The 22,060-nt window shown below is 57.4% G+C and carries 19 protein-coding genes and 2 pseudogenes; 13 read left to right on the top strand and 8 right to left on the bottom strand.

Annotated elements, in window-relative coordinates; translation table 11 throughout:
* Window positions 1-322 precede the first annotated feature (322 nt).
* The 4 genes from NCR98_RS32295 to NCR98_RS32280 all read right to left on the bottom strand — a co-directional run bounded on the left by NCR98_RS32295 (window position 323) and on the right by NCR98_RS32280 (window position 3,951).
* Window positions 323-1,480, bottom strand: coding sequence for a porin (locus NCR98_RS32295; protein ID WP_250528457.1), 1,158 nt, complete (start codon window positions 1,478-1,480; stop codon window positions 323-325).
* 75 nt (window positions 1,481-1,555) lie between these two features.
* Window positions 1,556-2,056 (bottom strand): hypothetical protein, encoded by a 501-nt coding sequence (locus NCR98_RS32290; protein WP_250528456.1) that lies wholly within the window; start codon window positions 2,054-2,056, stop codon window positions 1,556-1,558.
* A 24-nt stretch (window positions 2,057-2,080) separates the two neighbouring features.
* Window positions 2,081-2,638: a cytochrome b gene (locus NCR98_RS32285; RefSeq protein WP_250528455.1), complete on the bottom strand. Its 558-nt coding sequence runs from the start codon at window positions 2,636-2,638 to the stop codon at window positions 2,081-2,083.
* 332 nt (window positions 2,639-2,970) lie between these two features.
* Window positions 2,971-3,951 carry a LysR substrate-binding domain-containing protein gene (locus NCR98_RS32280; protein ID WP_250528454.1) on the bottom strand — a complete coding sequence of 327 codons (981 nt, stop codon included), beginning with the start codon at window positions 3,949-3,951 and terminating at the stop codon, window positions 2,971-2,973.
* A gap of 102 nt (window positions 3,952-4,053) precedes the next feature.
* Here NCR98_RS32280 and metC point away from each other — a divergent pair, with 102 nt between their 5' ends.
* From metC to NCR98_RS32245, 7 genes are all read left to right on the top strand, one after another.
* On the top strand, window positions 4,054-5,217 hold the full coding sequence (gene metC, locus NCR98_RS32275) for a cystathionine beta-lyase (protein ID WP_250528453.1): 1,164 nt from the start codon (window positions 4,054-4,056) through the stop codon (window positions 5,215-5,217).
* 45 nt (window positions 5,218-5,262) lie between these two features.
* Complete coding sequence (locus NCR98_RS32270) at window positions 5,263-6,099, top strand: ABC transporter substrate-binding protein (RefSeq protein ID WP_250528452.1); 837 nt, start codon at window positions 5,263-5,265, stop codon at window positions 6,097-6,099.
* 3 nt (window positions 6,100-6,102) lie between these two features.
* Window positions 6,103-6,753, top strand: a complete 651-nt coding sequence (locus NCR98_RS32265; protein WP_250528451.1) for an amino acid ABC transporter permease — start codon at window positions 6,103-6,105, stop codon at window positions 6,751-6,753.
* A complete protein-coding gene (locus tag NCR98_RS32260; protein WP_250528450.1) occupies window positions 6,750-7,517 on the top strand; it encodes an amino acid ABC transporter ATP-binding protein in 768 nt (255 codons plus the stop codon). The genes NCR98_RS32265 and NCR98_RS32260 overlap by 4 nt, the downstream gene beginning before the upstream one ends.
* A gap of 27 nt (window positions 7,518-7,544) precedes the next feature.
* A complete protein-coding gene (locus tag NCR98_RS32255; protein ID WP_502799829.1) occupies window positions 7,545-7,931 on the top strand; it encodes a metal/formaldehyde-sensitive transcriptional repressor in 387 nt (128 codons plus the stop codon).
* Entirely contained in the window at window positions 7,928-8,857 is a 930-nt protein-coding gene (dmeF, locus tag NCR98_RS32250; protein ID WP_250528449.1) for a CDF family Co(II)/Ni(II) efflux transporter DmeF, read from the top strand. Before NCR98_RS32255 ends, dmeF begins: the two co-directional genes overlap by 4 nt.
* 585 nt (window positions 8,858-9,442) lie before the next feature.
* Window positions 9,443-11,122: a site-specific integrase gene (locus NCR98_RS32245; protein ID WP_250528448.1), complete on the top strand. Its 1,680-nt coding sequence runs from the start codon at window positions 9,443-9,445 to the stop codon at window positions 11,120-11,122.
* A 395-nt stretch (window positions 11,123-11,517) separates the two neighbouring features.
* On the opposite strand, the pseudogene NCR98_RS32240 reads toward NCR98_RS32245, so the two are convergent.
* Window positions 11,518-12,049, bottom strand: a pseudogene (locus NCR98_RS32240) (AAA family ATPase); the annotation flags it as partial.
* A gap of 261 nt (window positions 12,050-12,310) precedes the next feature.
* Here NCR98_RS32240 and NCR98_RS32235 point away from each other — a divergent pair.
* The 3 genes and pseudogenes from NCR98_RS32235 (at window position 12,311) to NCR98_RS32225 (ending at window position 14,862) form a co-directional block, all read left to right on the top strand.
* Complete coding sequence (locus tag NCR98_RS32235; protein WP_250528447.1) at window positions 12,311-13,210, top strand: amidohydrolase; 900 nt, start codon at window positions 12,311-12,313, stop codon at window positions 13,208-13,210.
* A 108-nt stretch (window positions 13,211-13,318) separates the two neighbouring features.
* Window positions 13,319-13,615, top strand: a pseudogene (locus tag NCR98_RS32230) (M20/M25/M40 family metallo-hydrolase); the annotation flags it as partial.
* A gap of 293 nt (window positions 13,616-13,908) precedes the next feature.
* Window positions 13,909-14,862, top strand: coding sequence for an IS5 family transposase (locus tag NCR98_RS32225; protein ID WP_250528446.1), 954 nt, complete (start codon window positions 13,909-13,911; stop codon window positions 14,860-14,862).
* Between the two features lie 316 nt (window positions 14,863-15,178).
* Here NCR98_RS32225 and NCR98_RS33595 read toward each other — a convergent pair whose 3' ends face one another.
* The 3 genes from NCR98_RS33595 to purU form a co-directional block, all read right to left on the bottom strand.
* Window positions 15,179-15,604 carry a dimethylsulfonioproprionate lyase family protein gene (locus NCR98_RS33595; protein WP_350029550.1) on the bottom strand — a complete coding sequence of 142 codons (426 nt, stop codon included), beginning with the start codon at window positions 15,602-15,604 and terminating at the stop codon, window positions 15,179-15,181.
* Window positions 15,605-15,831: 227 nt separating this feature from the next.
* Window positions 15,832-16,680: a bifunctional 5,10-methylenetetrahydrofolate dehydrogenase/5,10-methenyltetrahydrofolate cyclohydrolase gene (locus tag NCR98_RS32220; RefSeq protein ID WP_250528445.1), complete on the bottom strand. Its 849-nt coding sequence runs from the start codon at window positions 16,678-16,680 to the stop codon at window positions 15,832-15,834.
* A gap of 24 nt (window positions 16,681-16,704) precedes the next feature.
* Window positions 16,705-17,586 carry a formyltetrahydrofolate deformylase gene (gene purU, locus NCR98_RS32215; RefSeq protein WP_250528444.1) on the bottom strand — a complete coding sequence of 294 codons (882 nt, stop codon included), beginning with the start codon at window positions 17,584-17,586 and terminating at the stop codon, window positions 16,705-16,707.
* A gap of 237 nt (window positions 17,587-17,823) precedes the next feature.
* On the opposite strand from purU, the gene NCR98_RS32210 reads away from it, so the two are divergent.
* Genes NCR98_RS32210 through NCR98_RS32200 form a run of 3 tightly spaced genes read left to right on the top strand, consistent with a single transcriptional unit; the run spans window position 17,824 to window position 22,016 of the window.
* Entirely contained in the window at window positions 17,824-20,271 is a 2,448-nt protein-coding gene (locus NCR98_RS32210) for a GcvT family protein (RefSeq protein WP_250528443.1), read from the top strand.
* A 46-nt stretch (window positions 20,272-20,317) separates the two neighbouring features.
* The gene (locus tag NCR98_RS32205) at window positions 20,318-21,070 is read left to right on the top strand and encodes an electron transfer flavoprotein subunit beta/FixA family protein (RefSeq protein WP_250528442.1); all 753 of its coding nucleotides are present in this window, start codon (window positions 20,318-20,320) and stop codon (window positions 21,068-21,070) included.
* A gap of 1 nt (window position 21,071) precedes the next feature.
* Window positions 21,072-22,016, top strand: a complete 945-nt coding sequence (locus tag NCR98_RS32200) for an electron transfer flavoprotein subunit alpha/FixB family protein (protein ID WP_250528441.1) — start codon at window positions 21,072-21,074, stop codon at window positions 22,014-22,016.
* Window positions 22,017-22,060 lie beyond the last annotated feature (44 nt).

Here is a 22,060-nt window from a genome sequence, read left to right as displayed (position 1 = left end):
GGTCTTTCAAGGGGCTGTTCCAGGCGGCAGGTCATGCCCACAAATGATGAGCTGGTCCATAGTCGGAAGCAACACCATGGGCCGATATCGCCATATTAGTCGTTCGCTTCTCGTACCACGCAATGTCTCTTATCCCAAGATGAACTGTCATTCGAACCGTCCGGTGACGTCGGAACAGCGCTTTACTGGCATCGCGTCCGAATGGCTCTGTTCAACGTCCAAAATCAGACGCGGTTGATTGGGCTGCCGAGGGCCATTATTAACTGCCTCGTCCGGCGCTTAGCCGCGCGTGAGGATGGAAGTCAAAAATGCGTGAAGAGACTTAGAACTTGTGCCTAACACCCGCCACCGTTACCAACTGGCTGCTCGTTCCAGAATTTACGCCGTACGATCCTACCGAAGCTTGTGCTGGGATGACTGCTCCGTTGGTTGACAGATTGGTACCGTTCGCCTTCTGATACCCAGCCACCCAATAAAGCGTTGTGCGCTTCGAAAGCAAGTACTGCGCGCCAAAGTCCGCCTGATGATAAGAAGCGTTTGCCGGGCCATTGAGCCTCGTGAAGTTATATCCGGCACCAATCAGCCAATCCGGCCGCGGAGCATAGTTCACGTACACCGCCCCGTTGTCGAATTTTGCGTCTCGACTGAAGCGCGAACTCGCATCCTGGTTGTATTGGCTATGGCTATAGCCCACGCCGAGGGTGAACTCTCGTGTCACATACTGGACGCCCGCGTGAATGATGTCAATTGATTTGGCCGAGGCGAAGCCTTGACTTACGGCACTAAAGAACAGCGAGTCCGAGCTACTCGTCCAAGTTCGTACGCCGTTGGCGAAAGTGTTGCCACCGTCAGCATGAAAATACCCGACTGCAGCCCCAAGAGGACCACTGGTGTAGCTGACTGCCGCCGAGTACGACTGACCGGCGCCCGTGCTACCTGCTACGCCTCCCACCCCGTACAACCCCTCGACTTGGACGCCTGACATCATCGGGCTGATGTACTTCACCGCGTTGCTCACGCGTAAATCGTTGTCGTAGTTGTCGATGTCCCCGGGCGTCGCAAAAAGTCCGCTGAAGTAGTTGTCCTCGGTCAGCGGCTGTACCAAATCGGTGACCGGGTCAAGCTGGCGACCAAGCTTGACGGTACCGTATTGATTACTGAGCCCGACTACGGCTTGTCGACCGAACATCCGGCCGCCCTGCCCCAGCGCTCCGGTTCCAGGGTTATAGCCATTTTCCAACTGCATGATGGCTTTCAGTCCACCACCCAGGTCTTCAACGCCTTTCAGCCCCCAGCGTGAACCCGTTAGCGCCCCTCCGAATTTGATTTGAGTATTTTGGTTTCCTGCAGCGGATTGTGAATTGTAAACATATCCAACGCCCGTATCGATAATGCCGTAAAGCGTGACGCTCGATTGTGCCAGTACCTGACCGGACAAGGCGCATCCCGACAAGGCCAAGAGTAAGCCGCGTTTGTTCATTTCAAGTTTTGGTTTCGAGTGCCGGCGCGCCGAAACGTCCGGTCAGGTTATGCAGGTGGGCTAGAAATCAGCAGTTCAATTCGGAAAAGCGATGGCTTGGACGTTCGGATAGAAGACTTCGATTTCATCCGTGTCGCCATCCATCTTTTGGAAAGTCAGCGTGAAGGTGTGCTTCCCCTTCGGCGTTTCGAACACGGTAGAGCCGTCGAGGTTTTGCCGGTCGTGTTCGTACTTGTCGACCTCTTGCACCGCGGGCGATGCAACGTTCACTCGCTTTACCGGACGCGGCGCCTGGCCATCCATCGTGACGAAAGCGCGAACGGAGCATGGGCAGCCCTTGGAGTTTTCATCCGCGATACCACTGGTGAACTGGAAAAGCACCTTCGAGGATGTCTTGAGGTCCACGTCGACTGAGGCGATTTTCACCGGCTCTTTGCCCTTGATGAACGCAGCTGTGTGCGAGTCCGGCTTGTTGACGTAAGCAAGGGTGGGTGCCCCAGCTGCGAATGAGGCAGCGCTGAGCGCGAGGATCGCCGTGCCAACAATCGTACTCTTATAGAATTTGAGACTTTTCATTAGTAGACCTTTTTTTGAAGAATGTCAGAACGGATTCATCCGGTTGATGAGCTTATCTTTCAGGAAGTAGTGGTGGTAGAGCGCAGCAAGCGCATGTAACGAGCTGAGGGCAATCAGCGCAATCGCCGTGTAGTAGTGCGCGTCCGTAAGAAAGTGACCCATCGGGACGTTTTTAGGCAGTGGAGCCGGAATTTTGATGCCGAAGAATTCCCAGCCGATTCCGTATGCACCGCGCCAAATCTTGATAGCTGGGACTGCAATCAGGAAACCAATCAGCGTCCGCTGAGTTAGCTTTGCTGCTCGGGCGCGCCACTGGACATCCCGCAGTTCTGGCGGCCGCGGGCGACGCGAGCGCCAAAAAACACTGAAGACCATTACTGCGAAGACCACTTCGCCGACGGACCGGTGCCAGTAGTAATAGTTGTTGTAGCTCTCGGAGTTGAAGTCGAGCTTGTAGAACAAGAAACCGATGATGCACAGCGCGACTACACAAACAAACAAAAACCAGTGAATCGCGATGGAAAGCCGGTCATAGGACGCACGTGCAGTCTCCTGCGTGCGCTCATGCGAGGTGGTGTACATGCTGACTCCGCCGGGAGAAGCCTTTGTGGATGGGGACCGCGACGGAAGGAATATTACGAAGGATGAATTTGGCTGTAAGCGACCGACAAAATTAAGTCTATAAGTCTTTGTTATAGACTCGCAGCGTCAGCGAACGGACGCAAGATGGTACCGACGCGACTGAGCCACTGGTAGCGCAGTAGGGAAGTCGTCAGAAGACTTCGAAAGGTAAGCTCACCAGAGTGACTTCAGCGAAAGACATATCCGGGGTTGACCGGACTTAACCGCCCGACTCGCGGCGCGTCAGGCACACCGCACCACCGGCACAGCGCGCCCGTGCTTAAGTCACCGGACTATTTTGTGTGTGAGCGTCGAACTGTTCTTGCTGCTGCTTGCTGCGCTGCGTGTTTATCCTGGCCATCGTTACCAAGCGCGCGGTCGAGCTCGTCCTGGTCGCTGCGCAACTGCATCCTCATCTGACGCAGAAACTTTTTTGCGTTCTCGGCGAGCGGGGTGCCGGCGCGAAACACAAGCAAGCCAGTGAACATCACCTCTACGTCGATAGGCTTCACCACGAGACCACGCTTCACAAAGTCGAGCGCCACGATGGGATGCGCAATGCCAATCCCGACGCCCGCCAATGCCAGCTCGCACACAGTATGGGAATACGGAGTTTCAACGACAGGCTTCAACTGAATAGCGCGCGCGGTGAGTTGCGCCTCGAGTCGAAGGCGGGTGCTGTCCTCGGGGTTCAAGGCGAGAAACGGGAGCTCCGGCAGCTCATTTACGTTGATGGAACTGCGCCGTGCCAGCGGATGAGAGGCGTTCATGACCGCAACACCTGGCAGTCTGACGAACTCAGAATGCTCAAGGCCTGCCATCGACATCTCATCTGACATCAACCCGAAGTCAACCTGACCTGCTGACACCTTTTCGTGGACTTCGCGCGAGCTCATCACTTGCAGCGAAATTTGGAGGTCTTTTGATGGCGCGTCGAAAGCCGCGATGACTCGGGGCAAAAACCCTGTTCCGAGTGCGGGAAAGCAAGCGATGGCCATCCGGCCCAAGCCGTAGGACCGCAGACTTCGGATGCGGTGCTCGATGACTTCATAGCCGACGAAGTAGCGGTCGACGTCCCTCATCAGCGCGATTGCCTCCTGAGTCGGGACAAGCCTGCTCCGCACCCGCTCGAACAACTTGAAGTTGGCCATCTCCTCCAAACGGCGGATTGCCTGACTCACGGCCGGTTGCGAGATACCGAGAAGCGCAGATGCTTTGCTCGTCGCTCCCGCGTTCATCACCGCACGGAACACCTCGATATCTCGAATACCCATAACAAAAACTTATTAACCTAATTATTTCCGATGTTGCTCGAATTCGGTGCAAAAGTAAACTGAACGTCAACAACACCACCTTGATAATCGATTGAGAGAACGATGAAAAGCACTACCAGCAACGCCTCCCAGCCGTTCCGCAGCCTTTCCCCAGCCGTTATGCGAGCGTCGACAGTCGTATTTGATTCGCTTGCTGATTTTGCGCGCCGCAAGGAGCGTCAGCCGGATGGCTACAGCTACGGCATCACTGGCACTCCGACTGCACGCGAGCTGGAACATCGAATCGCCGAACTTGAAGGCGGGGCACACTGCATCGTGACCCCGTCCGGTCAATCCGCTTTGATGACCACGGTGATGGGCTTCGTGCGTGGCGGCGACCATTTGCTCGTCTCCGCAGCCTGCTATGGCGCGCTGAAAACTTTCGCACAGAAATGGTTGGCTCACTTCAACGTCGAAGTCGAGCTGTATCCACCGTCGATCGGCGCCGATATCGAAAAATACGCGAAACCCAACACCCGCATGATTTGCATGGAGTCTCCGGGAACGGTGACGATGGAAGTGCCAGACATTCCCGCTGTCGTCGAGGTCGCCAAGCGACACGGCGTCATGACCATGATGGACAACACGTGGGCCAGCCCTCTTGCGTTCAAGCCGCTCGAACACGGTGTCGATTTCTGCATCGAAGCGGCGACCAAATTTTTCGGCGGCCATTCCGACCTGCTCGCAGGCTGCATCAGCATGAATAACGCCGAGTACTACGCTGTTCTGCGTGAGACTCAAAGCATCCTCGGACAACAGACCAGCCCCGACGACTGCTTCCTGGTCATGCGTGGCCTTGAAACGTTGAAGGTCAGGTTCGAGGCGCAGAGCACATCCACGTTGAAGATAGCTCAGGCGCTCGAACAGTCCCCGGACGTGGCACAGGTGCTCTTCCCCGCGCTGCCGTCAGATGCTGGATATGCCATCTGGAAGCGCGACTTCTCAGGTAGCGGATGCCTTTTCTCATTGATTCTGCAAGAGGCCGGCGAGGATGCCTTCACCGCGTTCTTCGATTCCCTGAAGCACTTCGCCATCGGCGCAAGCTGGGGCGGCGTGCACAGTCTCGCTGCCTACTACCCGGCGCCCCTTCAGGCCAATCGCCCATTCCCGCTCACTGACCGTCCTATCATCAGGCTGTCCATTGGTTTGGAAGACACGAATCTGCTGCTTGACGACCTCAAAGGCGCCCTCGACGCGTTTCGCCGGGTGAGAAACGCTAGGGCGTGAACGATCGCTGTCTATCGAACCTGCATTTCCTTCGGTGAAAATAATATGTACACGAAGTCAACTTGGAAACACGCACTTGGGACGGTCGTGGCAGCGGTCGGCCTTTTATGCGGTACGGCTACCTCGGTGCACGCAGAGGACTTGCTCGCCCAAGCGAAGGCCAAAAAGACTTTGCGCGTCGCTAACACGCAAAGCAGCCCGCCTTGGAGCATGCTGGATGAGAGCAACAAGCCGGCTGGTTACGACGTTGCAGTTGCAAAAGAAATAGCCAAACGCATCGGCGTTCCTAACGTCACGTTCGTGGCGGACTCCTTCAAGAATTTCGTAGAGGGGCTTAAGTCGGATAAGTACGACTTGGTCATGAACGACCTCACACCGACACCCGAGCGCGAGAAGCAAGTCGATTTCGGCGACCCTTACGGCGTCGAAGAGTTCCGCATCTTCGTTCGCTCCGACAACAGCGATATCAAAGCGCGAGCGAATTTGAAGGGCAAGCGCGTGGGCGTGACCACAGGCTCAAGCAACGAAAGTTGGGCGCGGGCACACCTCAAGGACTCGGAAATCCGCACGTATGACAACGGTGGTCTGGTTTTCAATGACCTCGGAAGCGGCCGAATCGATGCCGTCATCATCTCGCATTTTGGTGGGATGAAATACGCGAAGGTGAACCACCTGCCCGTCAAGGAGGTCGGTGAGCCGCTCGTCTACCAACTCTCGGCACCCGCTATGGTGAAAGGACAGCCAGCATTGCGAGCCGCTGTGAACAAGGCAATTGCTGACATGGTCGCGGACGGTACGCTCGAAGCGCTCTCGAAAAAGTGGGTCGGTCCTGACTTCAACATGGTTAGCACCATCGCCACGGCCAAGGCGCAGAAGGAGTAAGCGATGCTCGAGCTATTCATGCGCTCGCTGCCGTTACTGAAAAGTGCGGTTCTGATGACAATCTTCCTTGGATTGTCGTCCTTCGTACTGGGCTCAACGCTCGGGTTACTGGTTGCGTTGTGCCGGGTCTCGAGCGTCAAATCTCTACGTGGTTTCGCGTTCGCCTATGTGTCGATATTTCGCGGCACGCCGTTGCTTGTGCAGATTCTTCTCATCTACTTCGGTCTACCGCGGTACGGCATTACCTTGGACCCCGTCCCTGCGGCCCTTCTCGCATTGACGCTATTCTCCGCAGCGTACCTCAGCGAGAACTTCCGGTCTGGTATCAACGCAGTTGATAAAGGCCAATGGGAAGCAGCGATGTCTATGGGAATGGGGTATTGGAAGGCGATGTCGCGAATCATTTTGCCGCAGGGGCTGCGCATCGCGATTCCACCTGTGGGGAGCCGGATGATTGCGCTGATTAAAGATACGTCCTTGGCCTCCACCATCACGGTCGTCGAACTGACCCGCGTTGCGGACCAAGTGGGTGCGTCGACATTTCGATATATGGAGATGTTCTTGATGGTCGGGCTCATCTACTGGGTCATCAATCAACTGCTGACTATCGCTCAAACGATTCTCGAAAGTCGGGTATCAAGGCGGTTCGTATGAATCTGAACATCAAAACCATCGGGGTAAAGGGCCTGTCGAAGCAATTCGGCCAAAACCAGGTATTGCGCGGTGTCGACTTCGACGTGTCCAAGGGTGAGGTTGTGGTCATCATGGGTCCGTCAGGCTCAGGGAAGACGACCTTGCTGCGGTCGCTAAATTTCCTCGAAACACCGGACGACGGCACGGTCTCTGTCTGCGGCATCGAAGTCGAGTGTTCTGGTTTGCAACGGCCGAGTCGAGAAACGCAGAAGAGGATTCGAGAAATTCGCCAACGCTCCGCCATGGTGTTTCAATCGTTCAACCTTTTCCCCCACATGACAGCGTTGCAGAACGTCATGGAAGGCCCTATCAGCGTGAAAGGTGTGGCGCGAGCGGAGGCCACCGAACGAGCCACGCGGTTGCTGGACCAAGTTGGCCTCGCGGCAAAATCAAATGAGTACCCGGGGCGCCTATCCGGCGGGCAAAAGCAGCGCGTCGCGATAGCCCGTGCACTGGCGATGGAGCCTGAGGTCATTCTCTTTGACGAGCCAACTTCGGCGCTGGACCCCGCCCTTCGGGAAGACGTCCTCGTAGTCATGCGGGATTTGGCGAAGCGTGGAATGACCATGTTGATTGTCACGCACGAGGTGCGATTCGCGCGAGATGTAGCCGACCGGGTGGTCTTTATGGACGGCGGAGTTGTCGTCGAAAACGCTCCGCCCCAAGAGTTCTTCAGTGGAACAAGCTCCCGGGTGCGCCAGTTTCTAAATCTGATTGAAACCTGAGCGCCGTAACAGGAATTGGCCCAGAACATGGCGACGAAAGTTAGTCTCGTCGCCATGTTCTTTTGGTCGATAACAGAAGCGGCCATCGGCCGAAAAGAAAGACGCGTGATATCATGTATACCCATAGGGGGTATGGGTATGTCTCATCTATCACAAAGTAAAGACGAACTCCTCAAGCGGGTCCGTCGTATCGGGGGTCAGGTGCAAGCCATAGAGCGCTCGCTCGAGGCCGAAGCCGACTGCGAAAAGGTCCTACATTTGGTCGCCGCGACGCGCGGTGCGATGAACGGATTGCTCGACGAAATTATTGAGGCTCACGCTCGCGAGCACGTCGCACATCCAGATTTGAGCGCAAAGGAGCGTGAAAAAGGCGTGGATGCGCTTCTTGAGGCCATTCGGCGATACACAAAATGAACGATTCGAAAAGCAGTTTGACGCACGAGCACTCCTTCCTTGGAAGCTCACACGACGAGAATGCGCGTCGCACAAGGTCGGTGGTCGCTCTGACTTTCATCATGATGGTCGGCGAGATTGTCGCTGGATATGTGACCGGCTCAATGGCGTTGCTCGCCGACGGCTTTCATATGGCCACCCACGCGGGCGCACTGGGCATCGCGGTTCTCGCTTACGGCTACGCCAAACGGAACACAGCCAATCGAGCCTATAGCTTTGGGACGGGCAAGGTCGGTGAGCTCGCTGGTTTCGCCTCTGCCCTGATTCTCGCGCTTGTGTCGCTGGGAATCGCAATCGAGTCGGCATTGCGACTCATCCGCCCTACGAACGTTGAGTTTGGCCAAGCAACGGTCATTGCTGCTGTGGGGCTGCTGGTTAATATCGTCAGCGCGTTCATGCTCTCCAATGGCGGCGGCCATCATCATCACGACCACCCTCATCGTGGTCATGACCATCACGGACACGGCCATAGTGCTGACAACAATCTCAGGTCGGCATATGTGCATGTGCTCGCAGATGCCCTGACGTCGATACTTGCAATCGCGGCGCTACTCGCGGGACGCTATCTCGGATGGGTCTGGCTTGATCCCGTGATGGGCATCGTCGGGTCCATCGTCATCGCGCGATGGGCGTGGACGCTCATGCGTGATACGGCTGCTGTGCTGCTTGACAAGACGGATGAACATGTAGCCGACGAGATCCGAGAAATCTTGTCCTCCTATCGCGATACAGAGATTGCCGATCTACACGTTTGGCAAATCGGACCTGAGGCCCGGGCCGCAATCGTGAGCGTCCGCACCCGCAGTGATGTTTCGGTTCAGACCATTCGAGATCGTCTCCGCCCGGTTCATGAGGTCTTGCATCTGACGGTCGAAGCAGCGCATTGAGGCTGAGTGTCACGCATCGGACGCACGCGACCAGAGTTACCGAGAAAACTTCGCGCAGGAATTGGCATGCTGCCAATGCCGCCGGTGTACGAAAGGGACCAACCTTCAACATGCTAGCTCCCGTGCTCGACTTCGCTAAGCGGCCTTCTTGTTTCTTCTCAGCGAAACCGCATTCGTAATACGCGTCAGTCGGATCGCGGCGATCGCCACATTCGGCCAGAAACTTACGGCATAAACCTCGACCCAAGATATGAGCGCTGCGCTAGGACCGTTGACGGAACACAGCAGACGTTCGAATGTCATTTCGACAGCTCGCTTCGACGACCGTTTGTGGCCGGTTGGGTGTGGTGACCAACGGCCGCTTACTGGCATTGGAGTCCGCGAATGAAATTCGCTAACCGGTTTGGAGCAAGTAGTTTGGCCGAAGTGGGGACGATCGTCTGCCGCCGCCCGCTAAGCGCTCCACGCGGTCGCCTGGATAAGACGCCGGCTCCGTTAAGTGGCAACCACCCGTCTTGCGAATTGCGGCTAGCCTGATAAATAACCTTATCAGTCCGCCACCGATTTCGCTCTAAACTGGCGTGCATGAAAACGCGTGAGACCGGACCCGTCACCTTTCCTGACGACGCCGAACTGGCCGCGCTGCGCGCCTGGTACGCCGGGCTCGACGCTCGCGCGGCCGTCGCGCGCTATCTGGGCGACCGCAAGGTGCCGGGAACGTCTGCGCGTGGCGTGCTCGGGCGCATCCGGCGTGCGCTGGCCACATACGCGGCAAGCCGCCATCGGGTCGACCTGGTCGAGGCATTCGTTGAGCGGTGCGCCGCGTCGGCCGACACGGTTGCGCGCGCGATCGAGACGTTGCGCAACCTGCCGGCACCGGAGCTGCACATCGCCGACGCCATCGATCAGTGGCTGCCGCCACGGGTGGTGGCCGCCCTGCAGGCGCATGGCATTCGGACGCTGGCCGATCTGACCGTGCGGATTCCGCGCCGGCGCCGCTGGTGGATCTCGATCGACGGACTCGGCGTCGCTGGCGCGCGTCGCGTGGAGGCGTTTTTTGCCGCCCATCCGGCACTGACCGAACGGGCCCGAGCGCTGATCGATGCGGCGCCGGCCGGGGACGTCGTGCCGTGGGAGCAGTTGCGCGTGCCGCACGAAGTCGACGGCTCGCATGGACAGTTCCGCGCCCCGCAGGCCGCCTGCCTGCTGAATGCGTCCAACGATTACGAGGCGATTCAATCCTGGCTGTCGCTTCATGAATCGGCCGCCACGCAGCGCGCTTACCACAAGGAAACGGAACGTCTGATCCTGTGGGCCATCATCGAGCGCGGCCGCGCGCTGTCGTCCCTCACCACAGATGACGCGATCGCGTATCGCGCATTCCTGCGCCGGCCCACGCCGCGCGAGCGTTGGGTCGGACCGTCGCGGCCACGGCACAGTGTGGAGTGGCGACCCTTCATAGGTGCGCTCTCGCCTCGATCGGCGGCGTACGCGCTAAATGTCCTGTCGGCGCTGTTCCGCTGGCTGGTCGAGCAGCGCTACGTGCTCGCGAATCCGTTCGCCGGCGTGAAGGTTAAGAGCCACGCGCCACGCGCAGGACTGGACGTGTCGCGCGGCTTCTCCGAGGGCGAGTGGCTGTTGATCCGCACCCTTGCCGACGGCCTGGAATGGTCCTATGGCTGGAGCGTGCCAGCCGCTCAGCGGCTGCGGTTCCTCTTAGACTGCGCCTACGCAACCGGCTTACGCGCCAGCGAGCTGGTGGACGCGACGCTCGCCAACGTCCGCCGGGACGAACACGGCGATCACTGGCTTTACGTGCTCGGCAAGGGCGGCAAGCGCGGTAAGGTGGCGTTGCCGCCACTCGCGCGAACGGCACTCGACCAGCACCTTGTGCAGCGCGGCCTGCCGGTCACGCCCACTCGCTGGAACCCAGCTACGCCGCTTGTTGCGAGTCTCGAGGGGAACGGCACAGGCATCGAAAGCACGCGACTCTGGCGCGTACTGAGACGGTTCTTTGTGTTGGCCTCCGATGCGATCCAGGACGAGTGGCCCGCGACGGCTGAGAAGCTGCGCCGCGCGAGCCCGCACTGGATGCAGCACACGCACGCGTCACACGCGCTGGCCCAGGGTGCCGAGCTGATCATGGTGCGCGACAATCTGCGCCATGCGTCGATCTCGACGACGTCGACCTATCTGCACAGCGATGAAGTGCAGCGCGCCCGGCAGTTCGATCAGGCGTTTGCCGCACGCAATATCAAGCGGTAGGCAAGCAACCGGGCGGCTCGCTGGAAAGCACCGGCGAGGCGATCCGCACTGCACACGAAGCATGCTCTACCCAAAGTGCAGCCTGTAGAACTTCCCGCAAATTGCAATGCGCTCCTTACGCGTCATGGGCCGGTGGTGGTGGATGACGCTGTGGTAACCGCGCCCCATACACCGGCGGCACCGGCGAAGGCGATCGCTGCAACGGCTTCGCTCCGAAATCTGTATCAGTGATCCATGAAACGTCTTGCGTGGAAGATCGAATGCAGGGCGAAGCCGGCGGACATCGACAGTCGGCCCGCGGCGCGACGCCCTCATACGGATCGATCTCAGGGCCGAGCAAGCGCGCCGTGATGTGAGCCGCCGCCGAATTCGCCCTGGCGAACTTCCAAAAGATGTGCGAGAAGCTCCTGCTGACCAACCAGTAACGTGAAAAGCTTGATCTTGCTGACGATCCAGTGCATCGTGGACGTCGCGCAGCCACTCATATTCGTTCTCGTTGTAGCGTTGCGCCTCGTCGCAAAAAAGCAGTACGGTTCCGCTGCCCGCGCGGGCGGCCGCCTCGCGTATTCTTAACGAGAGTCGCATTCGTTTCGATGGGTTCGAACCCGCGTTGGGGTCCGGGTCTCCGACGGCCTCAAGCAGGTTCGCAAAGAAGGGGCCTTCGGCGTGCCGGGGTTTATGCTCACACTGTGCGTGGCAGCTGGTCATCTTCGGATAGTTGCGCGCCAGCAGCAGCCTTACGTACTCGATCGCCCGCGTCTTGCCGATGCGGGACGGTCCGTAAATCAGCGCGCCCATGATCCTGTAGTGCAGACACCGGATCACCAGATCATAGAAGGCCTGGATCGCCGGAGTCGCGATGCGGTAGTTGCCGGTAGCAAGCGGATGCAGCGATGGATCGATCGGTCTCGGAACGTCAACTGACATGATGCGCCTCCGATCTCCCCGATGGACTCTCCTCGCGCATAACGCTCGACGGCATTGCTGCGCCAATCCCCTGTCAAGCAAGCGATAGAGCTGTCTTCTGTTCACGCCTGTCGCCAGCTCACGCGACGCTGGAAAGCGCGACGCTCTTCGTCGCCAAATTCGGTATAGGCGACGCCGGGCCACGCCGCGACGTCGAGAGCCTGGAAATCAGTGCGCCTCCGGTTCATACCACTTCTCCAAATCTGAAGGGATGGCAATCTAATGACACACGTTACAGAGCGGACTACCGTCGACTCACTGCAACCACTGGATGATGAGCTGCGAGAAATCCGCCGTCATCTGCATTCGAATCCCGAGCTTTCTTTCAAGGAGCACGCTACATCGGACTTCGTTGCTGAACGACTCACCGAGTGGGGCTATGAAGTACATCGTGGGCTCGGTGGCACTGGAGTCGTGGCGACAATGCAGGTGGGTACCGGCGCAAAGCGGCTGGGCCTTCGGGCAGATATGGACGCGCTTCCCATTCATGAAACCTCGGGCTTACCATGGGCGAGCAAGCACGAAGGATGCATGCACGCGTGTGGTCACGACGGCCACATGACGATGTTGCTCGGTGCGGCGAAGCACTTGAGCATAACGAAGTCGTTCTCAGGCAAGCTCACGCTGGTTTTCCAGCCCGCCGAGGAAACGGGATACGACAGCGGGGCGAAAGCCATGGTCGAAGAGGGACTGTTCGACCAGTTCCCTTGCGACATGGTCTTTGCCTTCCACAATCATCCAGGAGCGCCGCAAGGACAGCTCCTGAGCCGAGAGGGTGCCTTCATGGCGGCAGGTGACCGCGTCCTTCTCAAAGTGCTCGGAGTGGGAGGTCACGCTGCACGACCACATCAAACAGTCGACACAGTGGTTGTGTCCGCCGCAATAGTGATGGCCCTGCAAAGCATCGTCTCCCGGAACGTAGCGGCGAATGACACGGCTGTCGTCACCGTTGGGCGTCTGCGAGTCGTGGATGCGTTGAACGTGATTCCGGCCGAAGGCGAGATTGGCATCTCCGTTCGTTCCTTCGACCCGGGCGTGCGCGCCCTGCTACAGCAGCGCATTGAGAAGATATGTCGGTCCACGGCAGACGCCTACGACGCTACGGTTGAAATTGACTCGTAAGCGGTCCACCAGCGACGCCCGTCAGAGTAAGGCGATTGATCGGCTCGGCAGGAGTTCGTCACGAGGCGCACCATGCTACGCTGATCTCCGCTGATCCATATCAAAATTGACTACGTGCCCGGCTACCCCGTGGTCAAGAATGCACCGGGCCCAACCCAACTGGCCATGTCGGTTGCACGCGAACTTGTCGGAGATGAGAACGTAGTGAACAACATGCCTCAGTTGATGGGCAGTGAGGACTTTGCGTACATGTTGGGCAGAGTGCCAGGCGCACTCATTCGCATTGGCAACGGACCTGCGTCCGGCGGCCGCGGGCTTCATAACCCGAACTACGACTTCAACGACGAAAACCTAAGCGTCGGCGCGGCGTTCTGGAGCCGCTTGGTCGAGACTTATCTCGCCTAACGCGCGTCAACATCATCTGCTTTGACCAGCTCTGCGCTCCGCGCGGAGTTGGAGCATACCAAAGCCTCCTCCTCGGTTAGCGGGAATCATACAAGGCGGAAAAGACAGACCGCAGCCCAAGCCCCACCGGCCTCATAAGCGCCTGCAATGATGCGCAGAGAGATTGCTATTCGCTGTGACATCAGCTTCTCGCGCTTGCGCTATGCCCGCATCTCCTAAGGAAACTCTGCGTAACTCCCGCGTCTAATGTCCATTAGGAATGCTACTATATTGACGGCAACCTGGGGACATCAATGACGCAACTTCATCTCGGCTTGAACCTGTCAACCAGGCGCACGCGCAAGCGGGAGTTTTTGGAGGAGATGAAACGAGTGGTGCCGTGGACGCGGCTGATTGAGTTGATCGAGCCGCATTATCCAAAAGGGAAGACTGGCCGTCCGCCATTTCCGGTTGCGACGATGTTGCACATTCACTTCATCCAGCAATGGTTCAGTCTGTCGGATCCAGCGATGGAAGAGGCCCTCTATGACGTGCCGCTGTATCGTGAATTCGCGGGTCTCGACGGTGCAATGACCCGTCTCCCGGATGAAACGACCATCCTGCGGTTTAGGCACCTGCTTGAAGCTCATGGAATCGCTGCGCAAATCCTGGTGGTGGTCAATGAGATATTGAGCGACAAGGGATTAATGCTCAAGGCGGGATCGGCTGTTAACGCCACGTTGATTGCGGCGCCCAGTTCGACCAAGAACGGCTCGGGCACACGCGATCCCGAGATGCAGTCGACCCAGAAAGGCCGCAACTGGTATTTCGGCATGAAAGCGCACGTGGGCGTGGACGCAGAGTCAGGCTTGGTTCATACGGTCATCGGCACCGCAGCCAACGTGCACGACATCAACATGGCACATGCATTGTTGCACGGAGAGGAGACAAATGTTTATGCCGACGCCGGTTACCAAGGCATCGAAAAACGTGAGCAAGCGGGCTCGACTCGATGGCACGTCGCGATGCGGCCCAGCAAGCGAAGGAAGCTGAACCTGAATGACCCTGTCGATGCGATATACGCCGAGATTGAACGACTGAAGGCCGGCATTCGGGCGAAGGTCGAGCACCCTTTCCGCATCCTTAAGCGACAATTTGGCTACGTGAAGACGAGATACCGCGGGCTGGCGAAGAACACCGCTCAAATCACTACGTTATTTGCGTTGGGCAATCTCTGGATGATGCGAAAAACGCTGCACAAATCGTAGCGAGGCCACACACAATCAACTTGACCTTTGTTCACTCGCCGCGAGTCATCCCATCGACTTCTCGACCGGCCTGGATCGACAGCTCGTGCGCGGTGATGAGGGGATCAGGCTCAATGCAGAATGTTTCCGTCGAGTCCATGTCACGCCTGTCGCAAGCTTCTGAAACGAATTATGCAGACGGTCCCTAACTCAGCAGCTGTTGCTCGGTGGCCTTTGAAGCGACCTTGTCGAACGAGTGTTGAAAAAATACAAGTCGCGCTCTGCTCATCGAGCGTTGGCCGTAGCCACGGTACATCCTTGTTGCAAAAGGCGCCTCCTAGCTATCGAGAGCGCACCATATCGCTAAGAGCGGACCATGGAGCGCTCGCATGGAATGCATTGCGTTCGATGGCGTATAGCTCACGCCACCCATACCTGGGGACCACCACGCCGAGTCACCGCACCGCCATTCTCCTTCTGACATGACGATGTACAATTCTCTCGAAGGATGACGATGGCTTGGATAGCGCGCGTGCGGAGCCAAGATAGTCATCCCGACGCGTAGCTGCGGAAGTGTCGCTAGACCGCCAGGGCCAATCACAAGCGCATTGGCGTGCGCGTTGAATAATCTTGAGCATGGAGCGATGCCGCTTCGGCGCCACCAGCTTAATCTTTCGCAGAGCGGCAGTACGGCCAAGCCAATCAAACTAGTTGCCACATTCAATGTAGATGCATACATCGCTTCCGCAAAATGGTCCTTCATGGGCGGATGAAGACCTGAGGTTATTGTCGGCTGCGAGTAACATAAATCTTCGCACCGAAGCTGGTTCACCATTTCCTCAGCAGTGTGCCAACCATCAACTGCGCCCTCCGCATAGCCTTCAAGCCGTACGGCGATTGCGTCTACGAACCGCACTACGGCGAGCCTCTGGCCATCCTTGCTCTCGGAGTTTTGCAAGACTTCTCCTTACGCTGCGGCTCATACCGAGATTACTTCGAGTTCGCTCTGGTTGCCGCTTCCAGTGTCTGAGAGATGAGAGTAGAAATTGTCATGGGGCCGACACCGCCTGGAACCGGCGTAACTGCCGCGCAGCGGGACAAAAGCCCATCTGGCTCAACATCACCAATGCCTCCTGGGTGATAGCCGGCATCAACCACAACAGCACCATCCTTTATCCAATTCGCTTTGACGAAATGCGGACGTCCAACAGCCGCAACGATGATGTCGGCCCGACGCACTTCATGTCCCAAATCTGGTGTATGCGAGTGGCACAAGGTGACCGTCGCATCTGCGTTCGTCAGCATCGCCGCCATGGGTTTGCCGAGGATGGGGCTTCTACCGAGTACGACGGCATGTTTCCCTCGCAGGCTTATGCCGTAGTGGCCCAGTAGCCGCATGATTCCGGCAGGCGTTGCTGCCCCGAAGGCATTCATACCCAATGCCATCTTTCCAAAGCCCGCGGATGTGACGCCGTCGACATCTTTTCGGATGTCGATGCGGTCAAAGCAAGCTCTTTCGTCAATTGGGTCTGGCACCGGATGCTGCAGCAAAATCCCGTCGACCGTCTCATCTCCATTGAGTGCGTCGATTGCCTCGAGGAGTTCTACCGTTGTGGTATCGGACGATAGCACTATCGCCCGTGAGTCCATACCGATTGCAGCGCAGGCGTTAAGCTTCATTCGAACATATGTCGCCGAAGCCGGGTCGTTCCCGACCAATATCGTCGCGAGCGTGGGAACTCGCCCGTTGCTCATGTTTGTCAAAGACGCTACTTGCGAAGCGAGGTCTGAAGCAATCTGAGCGGCAAGAGCTTTGCCGTCGAGCACGATGCATTTCATTTCCGGTTCCTTGGAGACGTAGAATCACCGAAACACGACGGTCTTGTTGCCATTCAGGAACACGCGACTCTCGATGTGGAACCGCACAGCATTAGCCAACGCCAGCTTTTCGGAATCACGGCCTGCTGCGACCAGTCTCTCCGGACCATATGTATGATCAACTTGCTGCACCGATTGCTCGATAATTGGCCCTTCATCGAGGTCGCCTGTCACGTAGTGCGCGGTTGCTCCAATGAGCTTCACCCCTCGGTCGAAAGCCTGGTGGTACGGTTTCGCTCCTTTAAAGCCGGGTAAGAACGAGTGGTGGATATTGATGGCTCGTCCGGAGAGTTTCCGACAGACCTCATCTGACAGAACCTGCATATACCGAGCAAGAACCACAAGTTCGCTGCGCGTCGATTCGACAATTTCGAGGAGTTTTCCCTCCTGTTCTGCCTTGGTCTCCGGCCGCACAGGGAGGACGTGGTAAGGGATGTCGTGTCGCTGCGCCACCGATTGCAACGCGTCGTGATTCGAAACGATTGCGGCCACAGTCATAGGCAACTCGCCAGTCCGGACCCTATAGAGAAGGTCGTCTAGGCAATGGTCGTACTTCGACACCATGATGAGCACGCGAAGCTTTTCCTGCGTCGAGCGCATCTCCCATTCCATGTCGAAGCGCGTCGCCGTGGCACGAAAAGCCTCGCGCATGTCGGTTAAGGACGGAGCCGGTCGAGTGTCGGCTCGAAAAAGCACCCGTGAGAAGTAACGTCCCTGCTCCTCGTCATCGTACTGAGCCATCTCCACGATGTAACAACCGCGGTCTGCCAAAAAGTTTCCAATGGCGGCGACGATGCCACGCGTCCCAGCACACGACACCTTCAAAACATACGTTGACGACTGTGCCTCACATGCGGTCGGACTCATGGTTTCCTCTGAGATTTTCGGTGCGTTTGTTGCTGACGATGCATTCTTCCATATAAATATTCTCCCCGCAAAAATTTTCTTGCGAAAATTTTTTCTGCTCCGTATATTGGATTGAACGAGTCGAAACCCCGTGGAAACCGCGTGGGTCGCGCCCATCACCTGCCGCTGAAGTGCCTTCGAGCGCTTTGCGACTTCGCGGACAGGCCATCTATACGTGAATACGAGAGGATGCACGACATGTCCGACAGCATTCCTGCGAGAGCGGAGGTTGTTATCGTTGGTGGCGGTATTGTTGGATGTTCGATTGCCTACCACCTCACCAAACTTGGCATTTCGGACGTAGTGTTGCTTGAACGCCGTCAACTTACGTGCGGGACCACGTGGCACGCTGCGGGACTCATTGGTCAACTTCGCAGCTCACGGCAAATGACGGAGCTGGCCAAATACACCTCCGAATTGCTCTATCAGCTCGAGCGAGAAACGGGTCAAGCGACGGGATTCAAGCAGAACGGGTCGATTAGTGTGGCATTGAACGCAGGTCGCTTCGAGGAGTTGAAGCGAGGTGCCTCGATGGCTAAGAATTTTGGGTTAGAGGTTGAGGTCATCACCCCCGCCGAAATTCGGGCAATGTGGCCCATGCTCAGTCTGGATGGTGTTGAAGGTGGTGTATTCCTGCCAAAAGACGGGCAGGCCAACCCAACCGACATTACCCAAGCGTTCGCGAAAGGAGCACGCAGCCGCGGCGCCAAAATTGTTGAGAATCTCAAAGTTGAACGACTGCTTGTTGAGAACGGCAGAGCTGTTGGTGTTCAGACCGAGCAGGGCGTCATCAAAGCGAATACAGTCGTGCTAGCTGCGGGCATGTGGTCGCGCGAACTTGCGGCGGAAATTGGCGTCTCGATTCCTCTGCATGCCGCCGAACATTTTTACATCGTCACGGAAGCGGTGAGCGGGCTGCCTTCCAAGTTGCCAGTGCTCCGCGTCCCAGATGAATGCTCTTACTACAAGGAAGACGCGGGAAAAATTCTTCTCGGTGCCTTTGAGCCCGTCGCGAAGCCGTGGGGCATGCAAGGTATTCCGGAGGACTTTTGCTTTGATGCACTACCGGACGACTTTGACCACTTTGAGCCCATTCTGTCCAGCGCCATGAATCGAGTCCCGGTGCTGGAGACGACCGGCATACAGACCTTCTTTAACGGCCCAGAGAGCTTTACGCCAGATGACCGGTACTTGCTTGGCGAAACAGCAGAAGTGAAGGACCTGTTTGTCGCCTGCGGCTTCAACTCCATCGGCATCCAGAGCTCTGGCGGCGCGGGCAAGGCGCTTGCGCAGTGGATTTACGACCGCAAACCGCCAATGGACCTGTCGGACGTCGATGTTCGCCGAATGCATCCGTTCCAAGGTACCCGTCAGTACTTGCACGACCGGACAACTGAAACGCTTGGGTTGCTCTACGCCATGCACTGGCCCTTTCGCCAGTTCGAAACTGCGCGCGGTGTGCGTCGGTCGCCGTTGCATGAGCGCCTGCTTGCAGCAGGCGCGGTGATGGGTGAAGTCAGTGGTTGGGAGCGCGCGAACTGGTTTGCTTCGCCCGCTACGAACGCAAAGTACGAATACTCCTGGGGGACTCAAAACTGGTTCGAAAATTCGGCGTCGGAATGCAGGGCTGTGCGGGACTCCGTAGGCCTCTTTGACCAGACGTCGTTTGCCAAATTTTTGGTGCTAGGTCCGGACGCGTGCTCTGTGCTCAACCGCATTTCGGTGTCGGACGTGGATGTGCCTGTTGGGAAGATGGTCTATACCCAATGGCTGAACGAGCGTGGGGGCATCGAGGCCGACCTTACTATCACGCGCACCGGTGATACCTCTTTTTTCGTGGTAACCGCGGGCGCCACTCAAATCAGGGACTTCTCCTGGCTCGTCGAGCACATCCCTGAGACTGCTCGATGCATCGCCACCGATGTAACTTCGAGCATGGTTGTGCTGAGCGTCATGGGACCGAACGCACGAGCGCTGCTTCAGGAAGTTAGTGGTGAAGATTTGTCGAACGCGTCATTTCCGTTCGCCACCTCACGGGACATTCAACTTGGCTACGCTCGCGTCCGCGCTAGTCGTATTACCTTCGTTGGCGAACTAGGCTGGGAACTTTACATACCAACGGAGTTTGCAGCACACGTGTACGACCGACTGCTGGCAGCTGGCGCGAAATACGACCTTACACACGCGGGATACCATGCGCTCAATAGCTGTCGAATGGAGAAGGGATATCGTCACTGGGGACATGACCTTACCATCGACGACAACCCGCTCGATGCCGGACTAGGGTTTTGCATCGCATGGAACAAGGCTGGCGGCTTCATCGGCCAGGAGGCGCTTGAAGGTAAGCCAGTCTCTCCGCTCAAGCGGCGCATGGTCCAGTTCCGAATGGCGGACAAGTCCAAACTTCTATATCACGAAGAACCCATCTGGAGTGGCAATCAAATAGTCGGTTCGATTTCCTCCGGCATGTATGGACACCGCCTCAACGCATCACTAGGCATGGGCTACATTACTTTTGCGGATGGCGTTACAAAAGAGTGGCTTGATTCTCAGAAGTTCGAGATTGAAGTCGCTTGGGAGCGCGTGCCAGCCACCGCAAGCCTGACGTCTTTCTATGACCCGACCAATCAACGAATCAAATGCTGACATAGCACGGCTGTCGGGTAAGTCGAAAGATGAAAAGGAGCGACATATGAAGGTCTTGGTTGCAGTGAAGCGAGTCGTCGACGCAAATGTCCATGTGCGCGTCAAGAGCGACGGCAGCGGCGTCGATATTGCCAACGCAAAGATGGCAATCAATCCGTTCGACGAAGTTGCCGTTGAGCAAGCGGTTAGGATGAGAGAGCAAGGGCGAGCAACTGAGGTGGTTGCCGTTACGATAGGGCCGGACAAAGCTGCTGAGACTGTGCGTGTTGCGCTTGCAATGGGCGCAGACCGGGGCATTCATCTTAAAACAGATGCACGGCTCGAACCTCTCGCGGTGGCGAAGCTCCTAAAGGCCATTGCGGAGCAGGAACAGCCACATCTGGTCTTGCTCGGAAAGCAGGCTATTGATAGCGACTGCCATCAGACCGGACAAATGCTTGCAGGGCTCCTTGGATGGCCGCAGCTTTGTGCGGTGTCCGCCATGCAGCTACAGGCGAGCAACCTTTCGGTGCAGAGGGAAACCGATGCCGGAGTTCAGACGCTTGAATCAGGATTGCCAGCGGTCGTTACGGTTGACCTGAGACTGAATGACCCGCGTCATGCCTCCCTTCCAGACATCATCAAGGCGAAGAAAAAGCCAATCCACGTGAGCACACCCGAGGAGCTTGGCATCGACACGCGTGCCAGACTTGTTGAAGTGAGTTTTTTCGCCCCTCATCAACGCTCGGCGGGCACTCGAGTCACCTCGCTGCCTGAGCTTGCTTCTGCCATCGAAACCGCTTTGCAGGAGTCCAACTGAGATGAAAGCGCTGGTTTACGCCGAACATGACAACGTGAGTCTCAATGCTGCGACGGCAAGCGCTGTCGCAGCAGCGTTGAAAATGAGTAAGACGGTCGATATCGTTATCTGTGGTTCCAATTGCGCGGTGCCCGCACAGCAAGCTGCGCGACTTGCTGGTGTAGATTCGGTGGTCGTTGCCGATTCGCCCGTCTTTGAGCATCAAGCGCCCGAGAGCGTGGCTCCGCTCCTAAAAGACTTGATGACGAACTACTCGCATTTGGTGGCGGCTGCCACCAGTAATGGCAAAGGTATTTTTCCTCGTGCTTCGGCGCTTTTGGACGTGAGTCAGGTGTCTGAGATTACAGGAGTATTGGATTCCAAGACCTTCGAGCGCCCTATTTACGCAGGTGCGGCGACGATGGCTGTTCAGTCCACGGATGAACGCGTGGTGGTGACGGTACGTGCGACGAGTTTTGACCCGGTCCAGGTCAGTGGGTCAACAGGAGAAATTCGACAACTCGAAGGCCCCTTTTCGGAGGCGCTCACAAAGTGCAAGAGCGTGAGCGCCGTATCACAAGACAGAGTCGACCTCGCAAGTGCAAAGATTGTCGTCTCTGGGGGACGAGGGGTAGGTTCCGCGGAGAGCTTCCGGCTAGTGGAGGCGTTGGCTGGCGAACTGCATGCCGCTGTGGGCGCGTCTCGTGCCGCTGTCGACGCGGGCTACGCTTCTGGCGATGCGCAGGTCGGGCAGACGGGGAAGGTTGTCGCGCCGGACGTCTACATTGCCGCGGGCATCTCAGGAGCAATTCAGCATCTTGCCGGCATGAAAGACTCTCGTACTATTGTGGCAATCAATAGCGACCCGGACGCACCTATCTTCCAAATCGCGGACGTTGGCTACGTTGGAGACCTCTTCGAGGCCGTTCCTTTTCTCACGAAAACATTTTCTGACCGCCCCGCCTAGAGTGCTCGCAGCATAGCTTGTTATCAACCGAATCGACGACCGCT

Origin of the sequence: Caballeronia sp. GAWG2-1 (assembly GCF_023631405.1) — a bacterium.
GTDB lineage: Bacteria > Pseudomonadota > Gammaproteobacteria > Burkholderiales > Burkholderiaceae > Caballeronia.
The sequence above is the reverse complement of the archived record's forward strand: the minus strand, read 5'-3'. Positions and strand labels throughout refer to the sequence as shown.

Bases quoted from the DNA above. Each gene is read 5' to 3' on its own strand.
- dmeF (WP_250528449.1), top strand. From the start codon at position 7,928: ATGAACGATTCGAAAAGCAGTTTGACGCACGAGCACTCCTTCCTTGGA.
- NCR98_RS32205 (WP_250528442.1), top strand. From the start codon at position 20,318: ATGAAGGTCTTGGTTGCAGTGAAGCGAGTCGTCGACGCAAATGTCCAT.
- purU (WP_250528444.1), bottom strand. From the start codon at position 17,586: ATGAGTCCGACCGCATGTGAGGCACAGTCGTCAACGTATGTTTTGAAG.
- NCR98_RS32270 (WP_250528452.1), top strand. From the start codon at position 5,263: ATGTACACGAAGTCAACTTGGAAACACGCACTTGGGACGGTCGTGGCA.
- metC (WP_250528453.1), top strand. From the start codon at position 4,054: ATGAAAAGCACTACCAGCAACGCCTCCCAGCCGTTCCGCAGCCTTTCC.
- NCR98_RS33595 (WP_350029550.1), bottom strand. From the start codon at position 15,604: ATGAAGGACCATTTTGCGGAAGCGATGTATGCATCTACATTGAATGTG.
- NCR98_RS32210 (WP_250528443.1), top strand. From the start codon at position 17,824: ATGTCCGACAGCATTCCTGCGAGAGCGGAGGTTGTTATCGTTGGTGGC.
- NCR98_RS32255 (WP_502799829.1), top strand. From the start codon at position 7,545: ATGGCGACGAAAGTTAGTCTCGTCGCCATGTTCTTTTGGTCGATAACA.
- NCR98_RS32235 (WP_250528447.1), top strand. From the start codon at position 12,311: ATGACACACGTTACAGAGCGGACTACCGTCGACTCACTGCAACCACTG.
- NCR98_RS32265 (WP_250528451.1), top strand. From the start codon at position 6,103: ATGCTCGAGCTATTCATGCGCTCGCTGCCGTTACTGAAAAGTGCGGTT.
- NCR98_RS32280 (WP_250528454.1), bottom strand. From the start codon at position 3,951: ATGGGTATTCGAGATATCGAGGTGTTCCGTGCGGTGATGAACGCGGGA.
- NCR98_RS32285 (WP_250528455.1), bottom strand. From the start codon at position 2,638: ATGTACACCACCTCGCATGAGCGCACGCAGGAGACTGCACGTGCGTCC.
- NCR98_RS32225 (WP_250528446.1), top strand. From the start codon at position 13,909: ATGACGCAACTTCATCTCGGCTTGAACCTGTCAACCAGGCGCACGCGC.
- NCR98_RS32220 (WP_250528445.1), bottom strand. From the start codon at position 16,680: ATGAAATGCATCGTGCTCGACGGCAAAGCTCTTGCCGCTCAGATTGCT.
- NCR98_RS32245 (WP_250528448.1), top strand. From the start codon at position 9,443: ATGAAAACGCGTGAGACCGGACCCGTCACCTTTCCTGACGACGCCGAA.
- NCR98_RS32290 (WP_250528456.1), bottom strand. From the start codon at position 2,056: ATGAAAAGTCTCAAATTCTATAAGAGTACGATTGTTGGCACGGCGATC.
- NCR98_RS32260 (WP_250528450.1), top strand. From the start codon at position 6,750: ATGAATCTGAACATCAAAACCATCGGGGTAAAGGGCCTGTCGAAGCAA.
- NCR98_RS32200 (WP_250528441.1), top strand. From the start codon at position 21,072: ATGAAAGCGCTGGTTTACGCCGAACATGACAACGTGAGTCTCAATGCT.
- NCR98_RS32295 (WP_250528457.1), bottom strand. From the start codon at position 1,480: ATGAACAAACGCGGCTTACTCTTGGCCTTGTCGGGATGCGCCTTGTCC.